At 57.9% G+C, this 23693-nt stretch carries 12 protein-coding genes; 5 read left to right on the top strand and 7 right to left on the bottom strand.

All coding sequences use genetic code 11. The features are described 5' to 3' along the window. Positions 1-39: 39 nt before the first annotated feature. Entirely contained in the window at positions 40-1263 is a 1224-nt protein-coding gene (locus ABIG06_RS17785) for a GFA family protein (RefSeq protein ID WP_124163648.1), read from the top strand. Beyond that, a complete protein-coding gene (locus tag ABIG06_RS17790; protein ID WP_124163647.1) occupies positions 1248-1925 on the top strand; it encodes a 2OG-Fe(II) oxygenase in 678 nt (225 codons plus the stop codon). The genes ABIG06_RS17785 and ABIG06_RS17790 overlap by 16 nt, the downstream gene beginning before the upstream one ends. A 456-nt stretch (positions 1926-2381) precedes the next feature. Here ABIG06_RS17790 and ABIG06_RS17795 read toward each other — a convergent pair whose 3' ends face one another. The 3 genes from ABIG06_RS17795 to trpD all read right to left on the bottom strand — a co-directional run bounded on the left by ABIG06_RS17795 (position 2382) and on the right by trpD (position 7175). Then, the gene (locus ABIG06_RS17795; protein WP_245454663.1) at positions 2382-3674 is read right to left on the bottom strand and encodes a peptide ligase PGM1-related protein; all 1293 of its coding nucleotides are present in this window, start codon (positions 3672-3674) and stop codon (positions 2382-2384) included. A gap of 1216 nt (positions 3675-4890) precedes the next feature. After that, on the bottom strand, positions 4891-5250 hold the full coding sequence (locus ABIG06_RS17800) for a hypothetical protein (RefSeq protein WP_245454662.1): 360 nt from the start codon (positions 5248-5250) through the stop codon (positions 4891-4893). A 911-nt stretch (positions 5251-6161) separates the two neighbouring features. Further along, entirely contained in the window at positions 6162-7175 is a 1014-nt protein-coding gene (trpD, locus tag ABIG06_RS17805; RefSeq protein WP_124163645.1) for an anthranilate phosphoribosyltransferase, read from the bottom strand. A gap of 4027 nt (positions 7176-11202) precedes the next feature. Here trpD and ABIG06_RS17810 point away from each other — a divergent pair. Both ABIG06_RS17810 and ABIG06_RS17815 read left to right on the top strand, forming a co-directional pair. Beyond that, positions 11203-11610, top strand: a complete 408-nt coding sequence (locus tag ABIG06_RS17810; RefSeq protein WP_424578361.1) for a DUF7694 domain-containing protein — start codon at positions 11203-11205, stop codon at positions 11608-11610. A gap of 679 nt (positions 11611-12289) precedes the next feature. Further along, the gene (locus ABIG06_RS17815) at positions 12290-13120 is read left to right on the top strand and encodes a YopT-type cysteine protease domain-containing protein (protein WP_124163643.1); all 831 of its coding nucleotides are present in this window, start codon (positions 12290-12292) and stop codon (positions 13118-13120) included. 1412 nt (positions 13121-14532) lie between these two features. Here ABIG06_RS17815 and ABIG06_RS17820 read toward each other — a convergent pair. The 3 genes from ABIG06_RS17820 to ABIG06_RS17830 all read right to left on the bottom strand — a co-directional run bounded on the left by ABIG06_RS17820 (position 14533) and on the right by ABIG06_RS17830 (position 18878). Beyond that, positions 14533-16083, bottom strand: a complete 1551-nt coding sequence (locus ABIG06_RS17820; RefSeq protein WP_158626804.1) for an acyl-CoA dehydrogenase family protein — start codon at positions 16081-16083, stop codon at positions 14533-14535. Positions 16084-16838: 755 nt separating this feature from the next. Then, a complete protein-coding gene (groL, locus tag ABIG06_RS17825; RefSeq protein WP_124163641.1) occupies positions 16839-18479 on the bottom strand; it encodes a chaperonin GroEL in 1641 nt (546 codons plus the stop codon). Between the two features lie 84 nt (positions 18480-18563). Beyond that, on the bottom strand, positions 18564-18878 hold the full coding sequence (locus tag ABIG06_RS17830; protein WP_074448393.1) for a co-chaperone GroES: 315 nt from the start codon (positions 18876-18878) through the stop codon (positions 18564-18566). A gap of 1044 nt (positions 18879-19922) precedes the next feature. On the opposite strand from ABIG06_RS17830, the gene ABIG06_RS17835 reads away from it, so the two are divergent. After that, complete coding sequence (locus ABIG06_RS17835) at positions 19923-20570, top strand: FkbM family methyltransferase (protein WP_124163670.1); 648 nt, start codon at positions 19923-19925, stop codon at positions 20568-20570. A gap of 1009 nt (positions 20571-21579) precedes the next feature. On the opposite strand, the gene ABIG06_RS17840 is transcribed toward ABIG06_RS17835, so the two are convergent. Next, positions 21580-22746 (bottom strand): flavin-dependent monooxygenase, encoded by a 1167-nt coding sequence (locus tag ABIG06_RS17840; RefSeq protein WP_370137926.1) that lies wholly within the window; start codon positions 22744-22746, stop codon positions 21580-21582. Between the last annotated feature and the right edge of the window lie 947 nt (positions 22747-23693).

Consider the following 23693-nt stretch of genomic DNA (forward strand, 5'->3'; position numbering starts at 1 on the left):
TTCGTCAGGGACCGTTCGCTTCTCATCTGCAGGGATCACATGACATCTCAAGCGTCTCGATTTGCAGCGGATCAGCCTCCGAAGATATGCTGCGAGTACCTGACCGAGCAAGCGCGAGCCTTGTTCGGCCCGCATCCGTTCGCCTCTCAGTTGTCCGAAGATCAGGTTGCCAGGGTGCTGCCCGAATATCTGGCGATGTCACAGGCGTTCCCGTACCTGCAGGCGGGGTCCCAAGGGGACCTCATATTTGATGCAATGCATCACAATCGGGATATTGCGAGAGACATTGAGCTGACCAGCGTGGTCGCGAACTTTATCTGTTGGGACGAGACCGGAGGCCATGGCCGAATTCTCCAGGGGGGCAAGGCCGCGCTACCGGATATTCTGTTGACAGAAAGCTTTCACTCCAACCTGTTGAAGAAAGATGCCTCCCAACTACTCGGCCGAGCAATACTGCCCAACTATAGCTCTAGGACGAAGCAGTATCTGCATTCTCTCTACGCCGGATTGTCATCGAAAGACTCCCTCGTTCGTTGCGCTTACATGGTAGCTTTTGAGCTACATGCTGCGGACATGATCCAATCGCTGTGGACCACCCTGGCCGAAACGTTTAAAGCGCAGCCGGACGATCTGGAGTATTTTCGCAGCCATGTGGGCGGAGAAGATCCCGCGGAGAAGTACCACGGAGAAATGACAGGCCGGCTGATTGGTGAACTTGTGCAGCCTGACCGTAGTGATCGTTTTTTGAATGAATTCCTCCAAGCCTATCGGGTCAGCGTCCAGTGGTGCCGCGATCTCATCGCAATTGCGGCACGCACCGGAGATGATCACTCGGAGATCGAACATCATGGCAGTTGCCATTGTGGCTCTGTCAAGTTCTACGTCAGAGCGCCGCGGGAGCTCTCTGGAGTTCGTTGCAATTGCTCGATTTGTCAAATGTCTGGGTTTCTCCACTTACTCGTAACTGGCGATAAGCTACGCATCGAGCGCGGTGAAGAATTCCTCACTACATATCAGTTCAACAAGAACATTGCTCGGCACACGTTTTGCCGGCTTTGTGGGGTAAAGCCATTCTATAGGCCGAGGTCGAACCCCTCCGGGTTCAGCGTAAATATTCGATGCCTGGACAGAAGGACGATCGCGCGCGTAAGAATAACCGAGTTCGATGGCGAGCATTGGGAGCAAGCATTCGTCTCAATGCACAAGGACCCGGAGTCCTGCTTCGAAGATCAAAGGAGTGAGCTCGAATGGCGCGCGCAATGAGTGATAAATCCCGCCAGCTTTCAGAGGAAATGCTGACAAAGTACCGCATAGAGCTGTTAGTAAAGGGGACGGCCGTTATCGCCCCCCAGATATTGTTCACTCAAGCCGACTTGACCAAGATCGATCAGCTGCAGGCTGAGATTCCCGAGGAAGAAGTGCGGGAGGGAGATGCCGGCGACTTGCACAGCGTCTTTGTCAAGCGCGTAAGGGTAGATCCACCCGGCCGGGCGCCTAGCAACGTGAGTGGTACAGCTTCAGGGCAGATCATGGAGCTACTTGAAAGTAAAGACCGCAGCTTCGCGCTAAGACAGATCTTCGGAGCATCCTCAGATTACGTGGTTCGCCGATGCCAAATGCATCGTATGCCGCCCGGGTCCTTTGTGGGCATCCATTTGGATGCGAAGAGTGATCCGGACTTCGAGTACGCGGTGATTGTGCAGCTAGCGAGAGACTTCGAGGGGGGTGAGTTCGTGGTATATCCTACCGTGTACGAACAGCACGTATTCCGGCCACCATTCGGCGCCGTGCTTGTCACGACATGTAAGGTCCGGCATGAAGTTAAGCCGGTGTCGAGCGGGGAGCGCCGATCTCTTGTCTACTTCTGTTCAAAAAGGGGCGGCGCGAACCGCCGGGTCATCGAAAGTTCTACCGCTCGGCTATGAGGTGGCGCGCCTGATATGAGTCTGCCCAGGTTCTCGTTGTAGGCGAGCCATCATCCCACTATAAGGTCGGCCCTCGTCCTCACCCGAAGATTGGTGCCGCATGCGTGCAGTTGCGAAAGTCGCCGGTTGCAAACGCAGCCGCTCGAGCATGACTCTAATCTCCGCCGAGAGAATGTCCGATTGATGGACGCAATGCGCTTAGCGGATGCCGTTGCGTAGGACAGCCTCTTGCAGCGATCGACCAGCTGGGTGAGAATATTTCCCGCGCAAGGTCACGATCATGATCCGACGTTTAGCATTAAGGATCAACCTAGCCTCTCGCCTGTCCGGCGCTTCAGGGAGTGCAGCCGGCCGCAGCGCCGAACCTATTTGCTCAGACTGTGCCCTCTTTATGTAGGGCCGAATAAAGCGCTGCTTTGGAGCGGGGCAGTGAATTGAGCGTGTGAAGATTGCTCGCTAGGAGCTCAAAAGTCGGTGTTGCTGATCGTGGGCCGCAGTCCTGTCTGGCGCAATCACAACGCACTCCACGGTGCCAGCCTCCTCGTCGGCGGCAAGCGGGATCACGCCCGCCTTACGTGTGCGGTCGAATAGGAGTCCTTCTTTGAAGAAGCGATCATGCGCCGCTTGAAAGGATGGCGATCGCACATTTCTTACAGATAGAATAACGTTGCGGCTGGAATAGTCGAAGCCGAGCAGCCGGATCGCAATGTTGTGTAACACCGATCCGCCACCCCAGCGGCCGTTCGCTTCATTGAACAGCAACCGTTCGTCTTTTGTGAAAATGGCGTCGATGTTGATCATTCCGCGATAGCCCAGGTCTCTCGCTAGTGCCACAAATCGGTAGGCATGCTCCTGGGCAGTCAACCATTGCTCGTTCTCCAGGTCGCTTGGAAGCTCAAGCCCCGTCCAGGTGAGAGCCCGTTCGGACCGATCTGTGCTTTTACGCAGGCGTATGTTTCCACTGTTGATAAAAGCGATTGATGCATCATCCTGGATTTCATACTCGAGATAAAATAGAGATCGGGCCAAGTGGTATGATTCGACGACCAGCGTCTTACACGATGCTGTTGTGATCTCAGAGTAAAGCGCGTCAGGATCAAGCGACGGCCACGAAATCATCCGAGTATCTCTGGCTCCAGGTAGCGGATCGCTTTTGCTGCGGGTCAAGATGACATTTCCGACTCCTCCAGCTCCATTATCCAACTTTACAATGACCCTGCCCGTCTCGGATTTGAGGGCAGTGACCGCTTTGAATAGTCCATTTGGGTCTGTCGCGACACATCCATGAGGGAGCGGAAGTGCGACGCTTGTTGCCAACTGACGGAAGTGGCTCTTGCGATTCAACAGATCAGGCCCGCGCTGCAGAGCGAAGTCGTCCCCGGTCTTCGATATGCCCAGTGTGGCCGCCAAACGTGCGACACCTTCTGTAAAGTAGCAGGGATGCAATCGCCAGGCGGATTTCTGACGAATATGTCTTCTGAGCCGCTCGACAACAGGCTGGGACAGCAACGTGCAATCATCGAGGATCGTCGATTGGCGGCTCGCAGGTACAACAAGGCGAAGACGCGATGCATCGAAATCGAGCGTCGCGCCAATGAAGGATAGCAGATCCGCCGGGATCGCTACCGGGGAGACGATCAGGTCGCCCTCCTGAGCAAACCACGCTGAACGGTATGCCGAGCTGGCGGCCAGCGAACGTTGAGCCTTTGTTAGATGGGCGCCCGACATCTGAGGCGTACCGGCATTCATAATTAGGATCCGCGGCATTCGCGACCTCCGGGCATCTGGACTTGATCAGGATGGGATGGTCATGGCAAGCATGACAGCCGTGCCACCCCGTGGTAAGGCGCTGAGACAGGGAGAGTTTGCGCCGTCTCGATGTCACCTGCGATGTAGTGGGAGAGAACGGCCCGTCTCAGATCTGCCGATCTCAATTGATAGCTCGGTCGCATGGCTATTCGCTTCAGAAAAAGCGCGGGACGTTGGGTAGTGCGATGTTCGGAATGCTTCGTGTGAAATGATTTCGCGCGGCACGCTAAAACGGACCGTGACCAAACATGTGCGATCAGCGCGTCTGCCTCGATCTCGCACCCCAGTCGCTTGGTCATATAAGCGACCGGTACTTCTTCCCAGCGCGCATCGGCTCGACCGACCGGCCGCATTCGGCTAGATCTGGATATTACGTATGCACTCGCTCTATTTTCGCTAGGTAGATGTTCTCGGCGGAAGTAACCGAGTGCTGATTTGGCGTCGTGAAGCGGAAAAGATCCATCTGCGTCGCAGCATCCAAAGTCCCCTGCGAGTCGGGGCATCTTGATTCGGCCTCCTCTCTGGACACCAAACTGGCTCTCGAAGGCGCGAGCGATCCGCTCGATCAGTCGATTGAGGATGACATAGCTGGGCGTCTTCCGTTCGAAATGGATCGTGGTCTTGTCAGGAGTATACTTGGCGTTTTGCTCGACGAAGGTGGAGAATCCAACTCGCTATTCATGTGCATCAGGTCCGCACATTGTGTTTGTGCCGATGCGTTTCATCGGAAGCCCGGAGTGCTTGGCGACGCCCCAGTCATATGCTTCTTTTGGCCGGCTCTTAATGGTTGTCATGGGTTGCGAACGATGGTTATTTCTTGAGGGAAATCTGCCGATTGATCACTCACTTCGCTCGGCTCTGCTGCGGTCGTGTGCATCTGTCGGTTGTGACAGGCGCACCACGAAGAGGGTTTCTTGCCGCGCCTTTGATATACAGAGGCGCCGCACATATATGGCGCTCTCATATCTCCATCATTGAAGCCGATGATGCAGCGGCACTGACCTTCAATATGATCAAACACACAGAACCTTCTTAAGGCCGGCCGGGTCTTTCAACTTGCTGCTCCCGCATGCCATGCAATAACGTCCGATGCCGCGCTGGTCACGCGGAGCAAGACGCCGGGTCACTTCGAAAACCTGCGCAGGCCCACCGTCTGTCACACCTTTGCGCGATCGAGACGCCACGTGCGGGAAAGCAGCTTGAAGGTAGCGGGTTCGGCAAACTGATTTTGTGCGCTGCTGCGCCAGAGGCGGGCTTGCGTCAGCTTGAGGAAAGCAGCACCATCTAGGCGCTTCGGATTGAGTTCTACGTCGATCAATTCTGTCGTTATCGGCTCTCTGGCGGGGCGGTACGCGACCGCCACTTCGTCCAGATCCGAAATGCCGCAGCATTGAAAGTTACTTGCTACCCTTAGCGCCGCGATTGGAACTTGGTGCAAAGCCCTCTCGACCAATGGGCCATCGGGCATAAGGAGCATGACCAGCGACCGGTCCGCGGATCTGACCAACTGAGGCATCCGAAGTCCTTCACACCCATGTAGGTAACACCTCAAGAGCCTACGATTTAACGTTACGTCAGATTCAAGCCCCTTTTTGCGGGCAAATGAGAACGTGGCCAAGCTCATGCTACCCGAAGAGGGCCCCCGAGGGGCTGGTGTCGCAAGCATTCAGCGCCACCCTGAGGGGGAAGCCTGTGGCTGAGGCCTTAGGAGCGATCCGGCGAATGCGCCGGCGGCGTGTCCAACGCATGACCCCAGTGCGCCGAGTTTGGACGAAATGTAGAGTTGGTCAGGGTGCGTATGCGGGCCATCACCATCGATGGCCAGTCCGCGGCGAGATGAGCGGCGCTGAGCAATCGCCATCGGAATCACCGCTGAACGAGCGAGCAGCTCGAAGCCAAGCTTGGCCGCAAGCGTTTTGAGCGTGGGCATAGAGCGCAACGCCGGCCTGCCAGTGTCTCTCCGTGTGTAAACGGCATCCGGACCTATTCTTCTCTCAGGAGAACACGCCGCTTTGCCTCCAGAAGATGCCCATCCAGCGTCTCGTGCAGCGCACGCCGCAGCTCCGGCGGGATCGAGCTATCTGTATCGATCAATTCCCGAAACTTCCGAATGATGTGTTCTATCGTTGCGATAGTTCCAAGTGTTTCAATCCTCTGCCAGGGCATCTTCGATCGTCTCCTTTGCCGCGTTGCGCACGCTTCGTCGCGGGTCCTCACCTCAGCAACCGGGGCGCGAACAACCTCTAGTGCACCAAATGTTGGCTGTCGGGCTGAGTGTTCAGCGCGGAGCTGTTTTGACCAGGACTTGCGCAAGCGGGCGCTCCATGAGAAATCGGCACAAGTAACCCGCATTCGCGGCTGCAACAGTTTTCTCGCGCGTAAGCTGCACTATCGATCGCAAGGATGCGGCATCAACCAGATCGGCTGTCAGGCGTTTGAAACGGCGATCAAGCGATTCAGTCGAGCGGCGGCAGCGCCCCGATCAAGTGATTCTTGTCCAAGCGCCACGCCTTCCTGTAGGTTCGAGGCCCGCCCGGCCACCACCAGTGCGGCCGCCGCATTCAGAAGGGCGGCATCACGAAAACGACCTGGCAGCCCATCAAGCACTTTTTGTAACGCAAAGGCATGAGCCTCGACATCACTGCACTCCAGCTCATCGGCGCGGTAGCGGGGGAGCCCGGCTTCCTCCGGCGTGACTTCGAACGTGCGGACTGTACCCGCCTCAACCGCAGCAACAAAGCTTGTGTCGGTGAGGGATAATTCATCGAGCCCGTCCGAGCCATGAACAACCCATACCGAGTCGGCACCAAGGTTCTTCAAGACTTGCGCCAGAGGCTGCACCCATTCGGGAGTGAACACTCCAAGAATCTGCCGCTTGACCCTGGCTGGATTCGACAGAGCCTCGATTAGATTGAACATCGTGTGGGTTCCAAGTACGCTCCGGATCTGCCTGATGCGCTGCATCGCCGGATAGTCGGGTGACGCAAAAATGAAGCCAATGTCGGCTTCGTGCACACAACGTGCAATTGCCTCAGGCTTGAGATCGACCTTTACGCCGAGGCGCGCCAACACGTCTGCGGTGCTTGAGCGCAAAGATGCCGCGCGGTTGACATTCTTGGCGACGGGAACGCCGACCCCGGCGACGATGAACGAAGCGCACGTCGAAACGTTGAGCGAACACATAACGGTATCGCTCGTGCCAGCGATATCGATGGGGTCACATCGCGTCTCGACGGTGGGCATTATATTTCGCATTGCGGATGCGGCGCCCGTGACTTCTTCGATCGTCTCCCCGCGGACCCTCATCCCAATCAACAAGCCACCGATTTGCGAGGGAGTTGCGTCGCCGGACATCATGCTGTCGAACGCTAACGCGGCCTCCTCGCGGGTCAGAGTGGCACCGGTGGCAACTTTGCCGATGATCGATTTAAGCGGTTCCATCGAACTTTACACGTTCCTTATCCAATCTAGGGTCCGTCCGTCCAGCCAGGCGTCTTCGCAACCGGGCGCCCTGATGCAGCTGCCGGTCTATCCGCACTCGCTATGCCGCACGAGTCCTTGAGGCGGGCCGTCGGATGAACGTGGCACCCGTGGCGACGCTACAACCTGACGCTACGTCAGGGTCAAGCTCCCTCCGTTCGATGGTGCCCTCGAGAGGACATCGGCGGCTAGTCAGAGCACTGAGTTGCTTGATGCGAGGATAACAGCTCTGTCTCGCGCCCGCTTGCCGTCGATGTTCCGGCCGGATCACAAGGCTTCGCTTTCCGGTGCCGCCGTGGCGGAGCCGCAGAGCGGCTTCCGCACGTGCTATGAATATATCGATGCCAATTCCAGGCTGAGCTTAGCTGGCTCTACGAAATGACCCCACCTCACTATAATGAACCTGCGCATGAAAGCCTCCAAGGAGCGATGGACGCGTCCGTTGACCGGCCCGCATGAGCTGGTGAGCCGTTGGGCGAACCCTCGTGTGACGTGCTGCACGTCAAGCTGGGACGACTTCTGGAGAGGAGTCGGGCGGACAGCTCGCAGCATCTTCACCTCGATCCGCTGCTCTTATTGCCGGTGTCCCGCCCGGAGATCACGTAGCGACATTGCTGACTGAGACGATCTTGCTTGGATCTGAGGCAGGCAGTAATAGCGGTACGATCTGGTATGTGACTGCTACAAAGGCGAAACACGTCTCCCATGCAGGCCTCTTTCTCCTCTGCGGTCGGCGTTCGATCAAGCGCGTTGACCGGCGCAAGCATTGCAGTTGCCATTGCCACGCCTAGGGCGATATCGCGGTAGTAGAGCCTGAGGCGCGGAGCCGGCCGAATTTGTTGTTTTTGAACCATGACATTTCTTCAGTTCGGTGGAGCTGATTATTGTTCTTGCTGCCCGGAACGCATCACCTGCAAACCGGGAAACAGGCGGATCTGCTTAGCTGTCTGCAAGCTCGTTGTTCTACTTTTGCCGTTCTCACTGTACGGAGTTCGTCATTTGTCCAGGAGGACAGGAACGACACCTTGCATACCGGCAGAGCCTTACGAAAGAGGGGAGTTAGTAGCAGCTGCGCCGACGCACCAGATGAAGGTCTTGGAGTTGCTGTGATTGTGCAGCCAGTGCATGCCTCGATGCCTCGAGGATTGCTTGAGTCTGCTTGACATGACCTGAGGTGCTATGGTCAGCCTAATCGCCGGCCGGTGAGTGACGGCGGACTCGCCACGATGCCGGCTCGACGCGGCCCTGGCCAGCTGTGGCGAAGCATACATATTAGGGAGGCCAGATGTGCTTCTCTCGTTGTTGATGATGCATTCGGCCTGGCAAGAGCGACCATGATGGCGCGCTGAGGCAATGTTTGGTGTCATCGCGCTTCTGCTCCACTTTATGTGAAGAGGTTGGGGGGTATCTCTGTGAGGTAGGTTTCGTCTTGCGTCGGGTCAGCCGAGTCTGAGTTGATCGGAGTCGGCCGCGCAGACCTCCTAACGCGCGATTACGTACAGCAGAAAGAGGAATAGCATTCGATGAATCGCGGGCAGGCTCGCATCTGGATGATGTTAGGCTCTCTATTCGGTCGTCCCGGGCGATTGTAGATGTTTGAGGCATTTCCAATGCTCGTGAACTATCAGTAATCGACTGATTGTCAGAGGTGATCCACACCTGTCCAGAATCCTACAATCTAACGCAGCGTGCGATTCAAGTCTTTTGGTGGGAGCAATGGTCTGAAGCTGTCGGTGACTGTGCATTCTTCGTACGAGCATCGTCTGCAATGCGCATTCAGCCGTTTCTGAATGGTTGCTGTGGACTGGGGACTGACTGCTTCGGCAGCCGGAGCCACGAGCGTCGCTCCTACGTGATTATACGGAGCGTCAGTGTCGCAATTCGTTGATCTACGGATTGCATGCTCTCGGCATGAATCCGAAAAGTAAACTGTACCAGCCCGATCACTGGCGAGGCCGCGCGGAAGCAACGCGAAAGAAAGCGGCAGCGCTCATCGACGGAAAAGCCAAAGACAGGCTGCTTAAGATTGCCCTGGAGTACGACAAGTTAGCGTGGCGTGCACACGTGTGGCAGATGCGCAAGAATGAGGACGATACGTAGCCTGAGCAAGAGCTGTAAAGCGTCGCTACGGTCCATAAGGCCTCAGCCTGTCGATCTCTACCCGACCCATTGGCTAGGTAGATATCGCTCAGCAAGCAAGTCAATGCCGCCTGTACGGAGCGTTGAGAGAGCCAGAAGGCAAGACGCCTGACCGTCCTATGCCACACGCACGGGGCCCGAGCCAGCCGCCTGCCCAACGTTCCCTTAGGTCACCTTGTTTCGTCAGCTTCTCGAAAGCTAACTTTCACATAAGGGGAATACTGGCACTAGTCCTCACTTGCAGTCGATCCGTCGCGCCTCACTTGGAAGCCCGGATGCCACTCGCCGCGGACGGGTTGAGCTGCTACAGGTCAATTTGGCACTTCGTCGCGCGGCAGCGGCACATCAGTGTCGCTAATTCGAGGCATCTGGGTCATGCGTCGACATTTCCTTCCGCCGGAGCAGCGCATTGTATATCCCGGTAGGAGCGCGAAGCGCCTTGGCATGAGTTTGTTCGCAGCCGTGGCGGCCCGCGGTTGCGAGAGGCGCCAGAAGTCCATCGCGCGGTTGCCATGCGCGAGAGTGTTTCAGAAGAACGCTGCGATGACTAAGTAGATCCCGGCCCAAAGCAGCGCATTTATGAGGAGTGCGGCCAGAGGCCACAAGTTCCACCTTTTCTGGGCTCGCCGGGAGGGACGATCGGTGCCGCAATGCTTGATCGTTGGGCGCTTTGTTGCGCGCCAATGAGTCATTTCATTACGCTGAGCGCCGGTGAACAGAAAAATGCCAAGCTTTGCATGACTCCTATCACTCATAAGTTAGCAGTCCTCTTTTCATGGGGCATCAGAACCGATGTTCGTTGCGGCGACGATTCGGCCGATTCATTGCTCGTGCATCCTCGCTACAGCGAGGTCGCGTTCTGTCAGCACAGCAAGCGACATGCCACGAGGTAGAACTGTCTGCAGCGCGTTTGATGCGGTGGGTTGGTGACACGGAGCCGTTGCGCGGCGTCTGAGTCGCGACATTCATGTCGGAAACAACACCCTGATTAACGGCAAAGGGTGAGCGGTTCGCGAGCGCCATGCCGTAGACAACGCGTTAGGAGCTGCATCTTAGTGATGCGGAAAATCGGGCAACATTCGCAGTTGCAGTCGATGAAATCGACTAATCATTGTTTCTGACCGTTAGCTTACGACCAAGATAGCAGGCGATCCGCCGGATGGTCCATTTGGAAGAACGGAGCATGCCGGCGTCCGCGGCTATGTGTATGCCGATTTGGAAGCCATAAAGCTGAACCATTTTCACATAAACGGCGCATTGGGCCTGTTCAGCCTTGGCGAGGAGGCCGTCGAGTGATCAAGTACTCTCTCTCGCGAAGCAGCAATGTAACTCCGATCTATCTGGTGCCACTACTGGTTTCGCGAGCATCATGAGCTCTAGATGTTTCGCCAACACGGCAGCGTGCCATGATGAAGACCAATTCATTGAAGACGAGGTGACGCGTCAGAGTCGCCGATTTCTTCTGCTCATGCGGGATGTGCGCTCTGCCGGCGATGAGCAGTGAATACTGCCTGGCACGGATGACAAACTGTTTCGCCTCGGAGAGACTTAATGATGGACTTACATAAGTAGCGCCAGGTGCAATCGGCGGCTCAATTCGCCCGACGCGCAATTAGTGGTACCGCTCATGCTCAGGCGACCGGCGGCCCGAGGGCGAAGTACGTCTTAGAGCAATAATCAGAGGAGAGTGAGTGATGATAGACATCTACGGCTTTCGCGGATGGCGCGCTGTAGATTGGTTTAGGAACGCTGGGCCGAGGACCGAGCAGGTTGACTTGTTACGAGACAGCGTCATCTACGTAGACGTCAGGGCTATCCGAGAAGAAAAGGAGCGGGCGTGCGACCGCAGATGATAGACAAGCTGGAGGCCGGCCGCGTGCAACACGGCCGGTTCGCTACTGCTCCAGGGTCAGGCCCTTCCGGTCTGTTCCTTGTGCAGGGGCCTTGTGGGTGTGAACTTAAGATAAGTGCGTTTGTCCGTCCCGGTTGGGAGCATGTCGCTGTTTCGACCCCGCGGCGTTGTCCGAATTGGGACGAGATGTGCTTTGTGAAAGACTTGTTCTGGGATGAAGAAGAGTGCGTCATGCAACTGCATCCGCCACATTCGAGGTACGTGAATAACAGCCGATATTGCCTTCACTTGTGGAGACCCACTTATCGAGACATCCCGATGCCGTCCCCGAGCTTCGTAGGCGTCGTTGGATTAAGTCCCTCCGATGCGGCAACGTTGTTCGCGCAAATGAGCGCGACAGCATGACGGGCTGAGCTAACAAAATGCGAGCAGAAGGTGAGGTCGAGCGGGCGCACAAGCACCGGTTCGGCTTCCCGATATGACGTGTCACATGCGGGTGTATGTCGGGCTCGCTCGACTGTTGCAGTGTTTAGGCGGGCTGAACCTGAAATGCCGCCGTCCGAGCGGCTAACGGCACACTGATGGGCGTGAGAAATGTCTGCGCCAGTTCTTGTAGAGTGAACAAGATCGTAATTTGTATTCAAACCGGGTTTCGGATCTGTGCTGAAGGTACGTCAGCGGCAACAACAGCATCTCACTCGCCGATGGCCGATCACGGGGACGTGAATTGCGCACTGTTGGAGGCGTAGTTGTGCGACCGAGCGGCGCAACACGATAAAGGTGAGATCGACCACCAAACCGACGGTCGCGCTGTCCAGCGTAGCCATCATCCTGACGGCATCTGCAATTCCAAGCGCGCCCTCCGTAGTGTGCAAGAGTAACTAGCCGTTCGGCCACTACCTCACACCTGCAGCCCCGCTCGTGAGTGGCACTGTCGTGCAACCAATTGGCCGCCGCGGCCGTAGCTTCCCCAGGCTTGTTGGTGGTCAGCTCTTCGTCAGTTTGCTGCGATATCATCCGCAGCAAGATGTAAGCAGCGCGCTCTCCCTGAGGACGCGTGCGCCGAAGAAGCAGGTGAACCAGGATGTATAATCGACTCGATGGCCAATACACACGCGCTGATCAAGCCGACGGATCGATCAGGCCCGCAGATAGTACCGAATTTGCGCAAACACTCACTGAAGTCGCGCGACGAGAGAGCCTGCCGTCGGGCGAATTGATCGACAGGATGGGGCTCTGCTTCAGCAAGCCACATACCTCAGATTCAATCGTTTATAGTCCAAGCAACTCGCGCCACAGCTCTCTGTCCTCCAGCTCGGAGTTATCCTCTGCCGATAGCCCTGTCCGCGCTCTATTCGATTACAGGACTGCTGAATTGCCCGAAGCCAATGTCAACGGAATCTGTGTTGGATTGGTAGCGGAGTGGCTCCTTAATCTCCCAAGCAGCCCGTCATCCCGAATGAGGGCTCTGCTCCCGGACACTGAAAAGCACCGCTCAGCGGCAAGTCGGCAGGAACAGTACGAAGAGCTCAAGGCTCAATTGAAAACCGGTGGCGCGGAAGGGTCTCACAACCTCCAGGCAAAAAACACAACGTTACGCGACGCTGGCTTAGAGCCGTCTGCTGAAGAGACGCGATATAGGTTTGATACATCTTCGTGCATTGACCAGATCGTGAAGGAGCTCACCCAGGATGCGTCCATGTATTTGGTCAGCTTGCGTTTCGCCGCAGGTGGCGCCCACATGATTGCGACAGTGACCTCGAATGGAACGACGACCCTTTTTGATCCTAACTATGGGGAATTTTCTGTTCCTTCAGATGAGGTCGGAGAGTTATTCAAGAGTCTTGCGGAGCGCTACAGGAGCCCCCCGAACAAAATGTACATATCGACTGTCGTCACACAAAGGGTGACGTGAGGACTTCCTAGGTTGCAACGGACCTTACCCGATGCCCCCGCGCGGAACCTACTCGGTCGGTGCGGGACAGCCGCGTCCCTAGATGGTGCAGTCGACGCGGTTCTTCGGATGTTGGATCGGTGCTCTCGACGGAAGCTCCTGGAAGTAGTGCAGAGAGGGGAGAATGTTCAGCCGATATAGGTCGTCCGATCACTCAGGTTCGTGAGCCAGCGTCCTCGCCGCCTCAAAGCCCTTGCACTCGAGCACGATCGAGGGCCCGTTAGACTAACTTCCTCGTGTGGGTTCCGATGCCCGACCCCAATCGCGCTCAGGGCTAAGGTCGGTGACCAGGCATCCACAGAGCCGGCACAAGCTGTAGTTCGACTGCTTCGGAATTCTCGCCAGTCCTTCTGTACTGATTCGCCAACCAAATAGCTGCAGCCGCCGACAACTGCATGCAGTCGCACCGGCGTCCAAACCGAGTCCTCACTCGCCACGAGCTCCGGCGCCTTGTCGCGTCGCCGCACTTCCCGTATCGTCCGGCTTTGGTGAAACCCCCAGCCACGAACTAGCTCGGTGACAACACTATGCAGTTCCGAGCCTCACGGTCGAGATTTTCCGCCGAGCTGGATTACAAAGTCGTTGAGGAGTGACTTGTCGAATAATGCGAGGTGAGATCCTTCTCCTGGACGGAGCGAGCGCATGCGGGCATTGAGCTTGATCTGGAAGACGGCCGCCCCGTAGTGCGGATCTGATCCAGTCTCACGCCGGAAACAGCGCGGGGCGACTCGGCCCTGGCCGGACTGGATGGATCAGATCTTCTCTCTGCCACGCCCGCACCACTGGTTGAAGTTAGCAGAAACGTGACTCGGCGCCAAAATCCCCACGCATACTCGGGGCAAGCGCTGTCCCTACCACGTGCTGCTAACTTCAACATCGATGTAGATGGGCGAGCTTTCCGAAACCTGACGAACCCGACGCCATGCATCAAGCGAAAGCGGCCTGTGCGGGGAGGCCCTCCCGTCTTGAGCCCCGCCACCCGCCTAGCGGAAGTTTGACTTAAAAGTATCGTTGACTACAGACGCAAGCTCCTCCTTTAAGAGGTCGTGAAAACTCGCATATGCCATGTGCCAGCGAGAAGGTGGCAGCAGGACGCTTAAAACACACCACGCCTATCGATGTTTGCAGCGCGGGGCGAATCGAGGCGGCCCACCCTTCTCGGGCGCCAGCCCCGATCGGGGAGCGGTATCGGGTGCTCTTTAACGCGAAAGCCTTCGCTGCCGCGGCGTGCCGCCAGGAATGAGAAGGTTAGGCCTTCACAGCAGCGCGTGCCGCATGTAGACGTGAGAGTTGTCACGGACCTTTCCGCTTGCGGAAGTTGCGCGTCGCGCGCGGCACCACGGCGTGGAAGGACGTCGGACATGCGGGAGATGTCAGACATACTGCAGCAATTTAAGGTAGTCGTCTGTGAAGACAGGGGAGCGAATAGAGCAAGCCGCGTCGTGAAGAAAGGTGGCGAGTGTCCGATTAGCCCGACTGCGAGTTTCGACAGAGTGTCGTGCCGGCATGCGAGTGCGGAGAGATGCCAGTTCAGAACTGACCAGGTCAGCCGCCGCCGCGGCGCAATCTGAGGCTGAGAAGCAATCAGCAGACATGACAGCTTTTGCCAGTCCCAATGTGGTGAGCCAACCCGCATAGATCAGCACGGCACCGTCAGTCTCATTCAGCCCGGAGAGCTCGTCAATTGCAGCAGCATGGACTGATGCCGCCCCAACCGACCGAAACAGATCGGCTATCTCGTCGCGCGTGGCTTTAGAGAGGAGGCAACGGCCGAGATGCGATAGGAGCGTCTCAGTCGGACCTTCGAAGATGCGGAGGATGCGAGCGTCTCGGTAGATTTTGGCCAAAGGCGTTCCCTCATCGTAGCCGCGGCCGCCTAACAGCTGGACGCATTGATCGGCGACAAGGCCGCACCACTCTGAGGACAAAACCTTCGTCGCCGACGCAAGGTGGACGTTCGGCGCACCGTGCGCTGAAACAAGTCGGCAGGATGCTGCTAGCATCGCCTTCACTACTTCCCGCCGCAGCACCATCTGTCCAAATAGCTGCTCAATGTAACTGTTTTCGATCATGCGCAGTTTACCAAGCCGACGCTGGCCTGCATAAGAGGCGGCTACCTGGATAGCGCGCTCAAGGGCTCCAAGACCCATAGCAGCCACACCGATGCGGCCGCGGTTCATACTAGATGCCGCCGCACCCCAGCCGTCTTGATGGCGAGAGAGCACGTAAGAACGGGGCATCTCGACGTCCTGGAACTCCAGGGTATTCTGAATGATGCCACGTAGGCCGAGTGTACGATGCTCGTGCGTGACCTTTAGGCCTGGAGCCTGTCTGTCAACGAGTACACCAACCAGCCGACCTTTCGCATCGGGTCCCGACGCGCGCGCAAAGCAAACGATCCAGCGAGCCCAGTCAGCAAGGCCGATCCAGATTTTGCGGCCAGAGATACGCACTTTATCTTCGTGCATGAAAGCCGCAGACTTTATATGTCTCGGGGCAGAACCAGCTCCAGGCTCCGTCAAAGCGAAAGCGCAGAGATCGCCGCTTGTTGCACCCCGAATGATATGGGCTTGTGCGGGTATGTGCGGTGCCGCTTCGATGCAGGGCAAAGCTAAGAAGTTATGGATAACGAGGGTCGACGCAGCGGAGACATCGAACGATGCCGTGGCGGAGGTGAGGTCGATGGCCTCTTGCAAAGAGAGAGCTAACCCGCCGTGCTCTCTTGGTGCGGTGAGCCCGAACAGTCCATGCCTTGCCAAGATGCTGTGTAGGGTCGGAGGGAAAGCTCGGCGGTCATCCGCGTCTGCGAAATTCAGCTGACTGAGCTCAGCGATGAAACTGGAGTATCGTGCAGTTGCATGCCCTTCAGCTAAGCGTTCCTGCGTCTCGGCGAATTGGGCGTAAGCTTGGGTGTGCATGGCCATAAAGACCACAATGATCCTGACCGCGTTTCGTGCCAATTCATCCGAGCGGCTACCTTGGCCAGACATTGGTATAGTGTGGATGCAGGCGCAGTATAGGCACATTGCCGAGGGCCGGAGTGTCTTGCGGCCGCCCCGCCGGCGAGTTCTTTTGGAAAGCACCCCACCGTTCCCATCGGATTCCCTATAGATTGGACGCAAAGCAAGCCTTGGGACTTTAGTGTGCGATCATTCTAAAGCATGTCCTGCCCCGAGCTCCGCAGCAGGGGAGTTGAGGGGAGCCCCGTCCGCGAGGACCAAATGAGGCGCAGAATAATCGGCGCACTTTCCGCAAAATACTTGTGATTTTTGAGAATGTTCTCCGGGTTCAAACAAGCCCTTAGGCCAAAAGATGTAAGTGCGCAAACGTCACGAAAGGCATTTCGTCGCTTCCAGTTACGCGACAGGTAAAGAAAGTGGGCAAGGAGGTCGAAAGCGGGCAGGCGGCGCCGGGTCTACCGCACGGCAAGGGTCCGAACATTTGGATGAGCAGACGCAGCTTCGTGAGTCAAAATAGCCGGCTCCATCGTCGTACCGGACGCGGTACTGTCGTCGCGAAGCACATGAAATTTGAGTCGGGGTCCTGCCGCTGCGCACATTGGATAGGCCGATGGGCCGGACCTTCGGGGGCTGGCAACGGGCTACCTGCCGCTCGATGCAAAAAAAACCTGACAATATTGCCAGGGTTTCGCATGTCATCGAGAACTTGAGAAGGTGGATCAGAAGTCCATGCCGCCCATGCCGCCGCCCGGAGGCATCGCGGGGCCAGCGCCGCCCTTCTTGGGCAGCTCGGCAACCATCGCTTCCGTTGTGATCAGCAGCCCGGCCACCGAGGAGGCGTTCTGGACCGCGATGCGCACGACCTTGGCCGGGTCAATGATGCCTTTGGAGAGGAGGTTGCCGTACTCGCCTGTCTGCGCATCGAAGCCAAAAGAGTACTGCTCGTTATCGAGCACCTTGCCGACCACGATCGAACCGTCTTCGCCGGCATTGATCGCGATCTGGCGGGCCGGCCAAGACAGTGCTTTGCGCACGATCTCGACGCCGGTCTTCTGGTCGTCGTTCTTGGTGCGCAGGCCCTTGAGCTGCTCGGAGGCACGGAGCAAGGCGACGCCGCCGCCCGGAACGATGCCTTCCTCGACCGCGGCGCGGGTCGCATGCATCGCGTCATCAATGCGATCCTTGCGCTCCTTCACCTCGACCTCGGTCGCGCCGCCGACGCGGATCACCGCGACGCCCCCCGCGAGCTTGGCGAGACGCTCCTGGAGCTTCTCACGGTCGTAGTCCGAGGTGGTCTCCTCGATCTGCGCCTTGATCTGGGCCACGCGCGCCTCGATGTCGGCCTTCTGGCCGGCGCCGTTGACGATCGTGGTGTTCTCCTTGTCGATCATCAACTTCTTGGCGCGACCGAGCATGTTGAGCGTGACGTTCTCGAGCTTGATGCCGAGGTCTTCCGAGATCGCCTGGCCGCCGGTCAGGATCGCGATGTCCTGCAGCATGGCCTTGCGGCGATCGCCGAAGCCCGGAGCCTTGACGGCCGCGACCTTCAGGCCGCCGCGCAGACGGTTCACGACCAGGGTCGCGAGCGCTTCGCCCTCGACGTCCTCGGCGACGATGACCAGCGGCTTGCCGGTCTGCACCACGGCCTCGAGCAGCGGCAGCAGCTCGTTCAGCGAGGAGAGCTTCTTCTCGTTGATGAGGATGTAGGCGTCGTCCATCTCAACGCGCATCTTGTCGGCGTTGGTGACGAAGTAGGGCGAGATGTAGCCGCGGTCGAACTGCATGCCCTCGACCACATCGAGCTCGGTCTCGAGCGACTTGGCTTCCTCGACGGTGATGACGCCCTCGTTGCCGACCTTCTTCATGGCGTCGGCGAGGAACTTGCCGATCTCGGCATCGCCGTTGGCCGAGATGGTGCCGACCTGGGCGATCTCGTCGTTCGAGGTGACCTTCTTCGAGTTCTTCTCGAGGTCGGCCACGACGGCTTCGACCGCGAGGTCGATACCGCGCTTGAGGTCCATCGGGTTCATGCCGGCGGCGACCGACTTGGCGCCTTCACGCACGATTGCGGCGGCCAGGACGGTCGCGGTGGTGGTGCCGTCGCCGGCAGCATCCGCAGCTTTCGAAGCCACTTCGCGCACCATCTGGGCGCCCATGTTCTCGAACTTGTCGTCGAGTTCGATGTCCTTGGCAACGGCAACGCCGTCCTTGGTAATACGTGGCGCGCCAAACGACTTGTCGAGCACGACGTTGCGGCCCTTTGGACCAAGCGTAACCTGTACGGCGTTGGCGAGAATGTCGACGCCGCGCAGCATACGATCTCTCGCATCTACTCCGAACTTCACGTCTTTGACTGACATAGAGAATTCCCTCAGTTCCGTTTAATTCATCCTTCAGCGCCCCGGTGGGCTCTCCTCAGGAGGGTGAGCTGTGCGAGCCCAGGATTAGGCGACTTTCTTCTTGGAGAACACATCGGTGAGAACGCCCATAATGTCGCTCTCCTTCATGATCAACAGGTCTTGCCCATCGATCTTGACCTCGGTGCCGGACCATTTGCCAAACAGCACCCGCTCACCGACTTCGATGTCGATCGGAATTAGCTTGCCGGCCTCATCGCGGCCGCCCGGCCCAACTGCAATGACTTCGCCCTGGGAGGGCTTTTCCTTGGCAGTGTCGGGAATGATGATGCCGCCAGCGGTCTTCTCTTCGGCGTCGATGCGCTTGACCACGACGCGGTCGTGAAGCGGACGGAAAGTCATAGAGGTCTCCTGAGCGTTTGAACAGTTGAAGTTAGGCACAATGTGACAAGTAGACTGTAGCAAGAGTCAGGCCAGAAATGCGCTGAGCGATCTATCCTTCTAGTTCTGCAAAAGCATTGCCCGGGCAGCGTGTGTGTTTGTCCGGAAGCAAACCCGCTGAGGTGCACAGCCCGCCCGGCTGTTGTGAAAATGACATTGCGCTCCTTCGAAACACCCGCAGAGAGCCCCGGGACACTTCAACGTTGCTCAGGCGGCGGTTGCACTGATCGAGAGGCCTCGGGTTTCGACGACGTCGGGATTGCACATGATTACCTGACGGTACAATCTAGTAGTGTGGCCGGCGAAGCGTGCGGTCTACAAGCTTTATCGAAGAGCGGCTCGCAAAATTTTCCGTACTCGTGCATGCGAATATGTATGCAACGATCTCGAGAAAATCGGGTGCTGTTCTTGTAAGAGGTGGCGTGCTCCAAGGCAGGTCACCATCGAATTGTATCGGATTGCCCGTGTCCAACCGTGGCAGGGCGCTCAAAGCCTACCGAATTGACCCTGGTCATTCGTCCGCCGACAGCACTTGAAGAAAGTTGCACGCGCCACGAAAGCTTGATTGCGCCGAGCGATGCGTGCGTCGGGGCTTTCGCCGACTTCGTTCCTCGCCCACGAGCCCGAGGGAAAGACCGCCGGGAGCTACTGGCAGCGAATCTGAGATGGCGGCCATCAGTCGGCCGAGCACATTCTGCGCAATTGGTATCCATATCTGACAGGTGACGCTCAAACGAGGGCGCTCTTTCGGCAACTCGAAAGAGCTAAGAGGACGATCTGGCTCACTGAGGCCGCACTTTCCAACAATAGGTTCGAGAACTGCATCGCGAGGGATAGCCTCTCCGGTTGATGCCGATGGCATCCAAACAGCTGTCGTGGATCAAGAGGACTGGCGGATAAATGAATCTTATACCTTGATATACGTTGTGCGGCGGCTTCCGGCGTGTGAAGGCGGATTTGAAGTCGAAATTTCACCAGATCTCCGCGCACCATGGAAAAGCAGCTGTGTCGTCCGTAGAAGTACATCAGCACATCGTCTCACTTCTTCAGAAGCCGAACCCAGTCATCCTGGATATCGGCTGCAATGACGGGGCTGATACGCAAAAGTTCCTAGAACTGTGCCCGCAACCCCAGCTCTACTGCTTTGAGCCGGATCCTCGAGCGATCGCGCGCTTCAAGAAGAAGCTTGGCTCATCCCTCAATAGGGTGAAGCTGTTTGAAATCGCCATCAGTGATCGAAACGGAACGATCGACTTCCATCCAAGCAATGCAGATGGCGATGCGAAAGATTGGGACCTATCCGGTTCAATACGCCGTCCAAAGAACCATCTTACCGAGTACGATTGGGTCCGCTTTGATCACCCTGTCTCGGTTGAGACACGGCGGCTGGACGACTGGTGCAGCGAAGCCAAGCTGGACGGAGTCGATTTTATCTGGATGGACGTTCAGGGAGCCGAGGCCGACGTTATCGCCGGCGGTATGCGGACCTTGAGCAACACGCGCTTCATCTACACCGAATATAGTGACCGCGAGCTCTATGAAGGGCAGTTGTCCCTGCAAGCCATTCTTAACTTGTTGCCATCATTTGAAGTGGCGGCTCACTATCCGCGCGCAGTGGAAGGTGATGTATTGCTCAAAAATACGCGTGCCTAGCGGCTACTCATATCGAGCGTCTCATTCATGGCCTAGCCAGCGGCCTCTATGCTGGCCACAGCTGCACAACGGTGATCATCAAGGCGAGCGGCTATCGCGAGCCGGACAGCCAGTGCGGCTGCGGTTGCCATTGGGCCGGCGTGCACGGCCGATCCATCGGGAGCGGCCAGCGCCATCGCAGTCCTCGGGTCCACGCGGTCCTGAGGAAGGCAGGGCCGTGGGGCTACCGTGGCGATCGAACGGCCGATGTAGCAGAACGGCGCTCGCGCGCTCATGGCCTCTACCACCGACACTCGCCAGGATCTAACGCCGGTCACGCCGAATCTGATCGCACGGCTTCACCGGCGCAGAAAACCGGGTCCGGCTTGCCGATATCACTCCATCCAAACGGCATAGGGCTGGCTGTATTGGAGGGCGCCAGGGATCTCTTCAGCCGCAAGATAGCCGGCCGGGCGAACGCGACCTTATGCGGGCCGAGCGTCTCTTCCGCGCCGTCGGTGCCGAGTCGCCAGCAGCGGGCAAGAGCGGATTGATCGAATTTCGGGGGTGTACAGTACGCTTTAGATTAAGGTCGCACGGCCGTTGCCAGCGCTGGCGTGCCGCATCGATGAGCCGCAAGGGTGAGTGCTAGGATAGTGCGCCACGGAGAGCTTCTTCCGCACCGTGCGCCGCAAGCGGCAAGTAAGCAACCAGTGCGAGAGTCGAGCCCGCTTGCGCGGGTGGTTTGGAGAGTTCGTGAGTTGAACGGCGAGCCGTTGCGCAGAAAGTTCAGGTGTATCCTGCCCGGCAACGTCAATGATCGGACAGGGGCCAAGAGGCTTATGAGGGCTCGTATGTTTGGACAACGAATGGGTAGTCCGGGATATGGAGCGGGGTCAAAGGGGGAGAGCCAAGCGGTGTCTTTGTTCACATTGAAACAAGGGGCCATGTCCTCAGCGGCAGACCACATCATCACGCAAGTGCGGTAATCCGTTGGCGTGGCGTGTGGCTTGCCCGTGCGTGCCCCACTTTATGGGAAGCCCGGTTGTATTGCACTTCCGAGCAGGGCGCGGCCAGCGCTCTGGAGCGTTCCCTCGTTTAAAGCTGCGTGCTGGGCAACCACGAAGCTGTCGCACATGGCCCGTGCTAGATTGCTGGTGCTATAGAGCGCCTCAGTTCCAGCAAGACCGCTCGCAATCCTGCACACCTCAGCCCCCTGCCGCGCTGCGTTCGTCGCGGCGAGCCGCATTAGCGTCGTGGTGCCAAGATTTACCTCACCCTTGAGCGCTTCCTTCCACAGCTCCTCCGTGGCTTCGTAAAAGAAGGAACGAGCGGAACGTAGCATGGCTTCGGCTTTGGCGATTTCAAGCTGGACATAGCCGCGCTCAGCCCTCACGGGCGCTCCAGTGATCGAGGCACGGGTTTCGGCCATGGCGATCACGTCGTCTATTGCGGAGCGCGCAATCCCGATGCCGACAATCGCATGCGCCTGCGCGGCGAAGGCGACGGCAGGATAACGATAGATCGGCCCATCAAGTGTCGGCGGACCGCCGCGGATCAAGGTCCATTCCTCTGGCACAATGACGTCGCTGACGACGACATCGTGGCTTCCGGTGCCTTGCAGTCCGATGACGTCCCAATTGGGCCGAATTGTCACCTTCTCGGCCGGCATCACCGCTACACGCGGGAGGTCACCGCTCGGATCGTCTTCCAACGTGATACCAACTCCTATCAAATCCGCCTCTGGTGAGCCGCTAGCGAATGGCCACACGCCGTTCACGATAAATCCGTCGGCGCATCGCTTAGCGGGTTGGAGCGGGAAAAGCGCACCCGCCAACACCACGTCAGGTCCATTGGCGTACACTTTGCGAAGCGTGTCGTCCGGAAGAGCAGCGAGGTAGCGAGCTCCATCCCCGAAGCTGGCGACCCAACCGGCGGAGCCGTCGGTTTCGGAAATGCGCTCGACCAGCCGACAAAAATCGGCGGGCGTTCGCTCCTCACCGCCGAATCGCTTGGCAGCCATAGCCCGATAGACGCCGACTCGTCTGAAGCCGTCGATGATTTCTTTCGGAATCTTCTGCGTGCGGCTAAACTCGTCGCGACGCGCACGGATCTCGACGAGTAGTGGCGACAGATTAGCCCAGGTCGCAGCCGCGGCGTGGGTTCCGGAACTTATCTTTTCTGGTGGAGCGTTCATAGATCATCCTCCGTGTCTTGAGCCGATCATCCCCGCATGTCATTCGGATGGACTGCGCGCATGGCGAGGCCAGGTGATTTGGCACCCGCAGGACGGCATTCTCGAAGCTGTCGCAGTTGACATCGAATGCACGAGATTGAATAGGGTAGCTTCCCAAGTTAAGCGGCCTGAGGCCTGACGGAGATATAGCTGTTCTCGCTGGCATTCAGGCTGGCCGGCAAAGCAGCCGATACGCTGCGGCGGCATCGATCCGCCTTTACCGCACTGGGTCTCTGGCGGCTGATCGGGGACTGCGGTGCATGTCTTCTCCACATGAACGTGTGGTCACACTTGGGACAGGCAGGCTCGAACCAAGTTTGGAATTCTTGAGTTGTGCTTGGGAGAGCGCCCAAGCCTGCGGCCTGTTGCCCGTCTTCCCAGCAATTGACGTGCCATCAAGCATGGTTGCCGGGCTTGTCTGAATCGCGCGGAGATCACTCCCCCGTGCCATGCCAGCACAATGCGCGTGTCTCCGTGTTTGCTTTCATGCACAAGATGTCATTAACTCAACAAGCCGCATAGAAAACCACAGAGGCGGACTCGACCGCCACGGACCGGGCTCAACGTTCCTGCTTAAGTTTAAGGGCCGCTCCGGTCTCCTGACGCGACCAACAGCCCAAATTGCTGCTCGTGCGACTGCTGGTGAGCGCTTGCTTCGAAGCGGACCTCCGGACCCCAGGTGTTCAAGAAACGCACGGCGGCTCCAGACGCTGTGATTGAGCGATCAACTCTGGCTCGAGGTGACTGCAAGAGTGCCCCGCTCATGCCAGCGACGAAGCGTTACGAACACGTTTTCGGAGGCTTTCCGGGCTGCCAGCAACAGAGGAGCCTGTTCCACGTTCTGTCGGGCCGGACGCGAGAAGTTCGTGCACATTCCTGAGTGGCCGACCCTCTTACGGCCGCTAGCG

It is taken from the genome of Bradyrhizobium sp. USDA 326 (genome assembly GCF_049739485.1).
Taxonomy (GTDB): domain Bacteria; phylum Pseudomonadota; class Alphaproteobacteria; order Rhizobiales; family Xanthobacteraceae; genus Bradyrhizobium.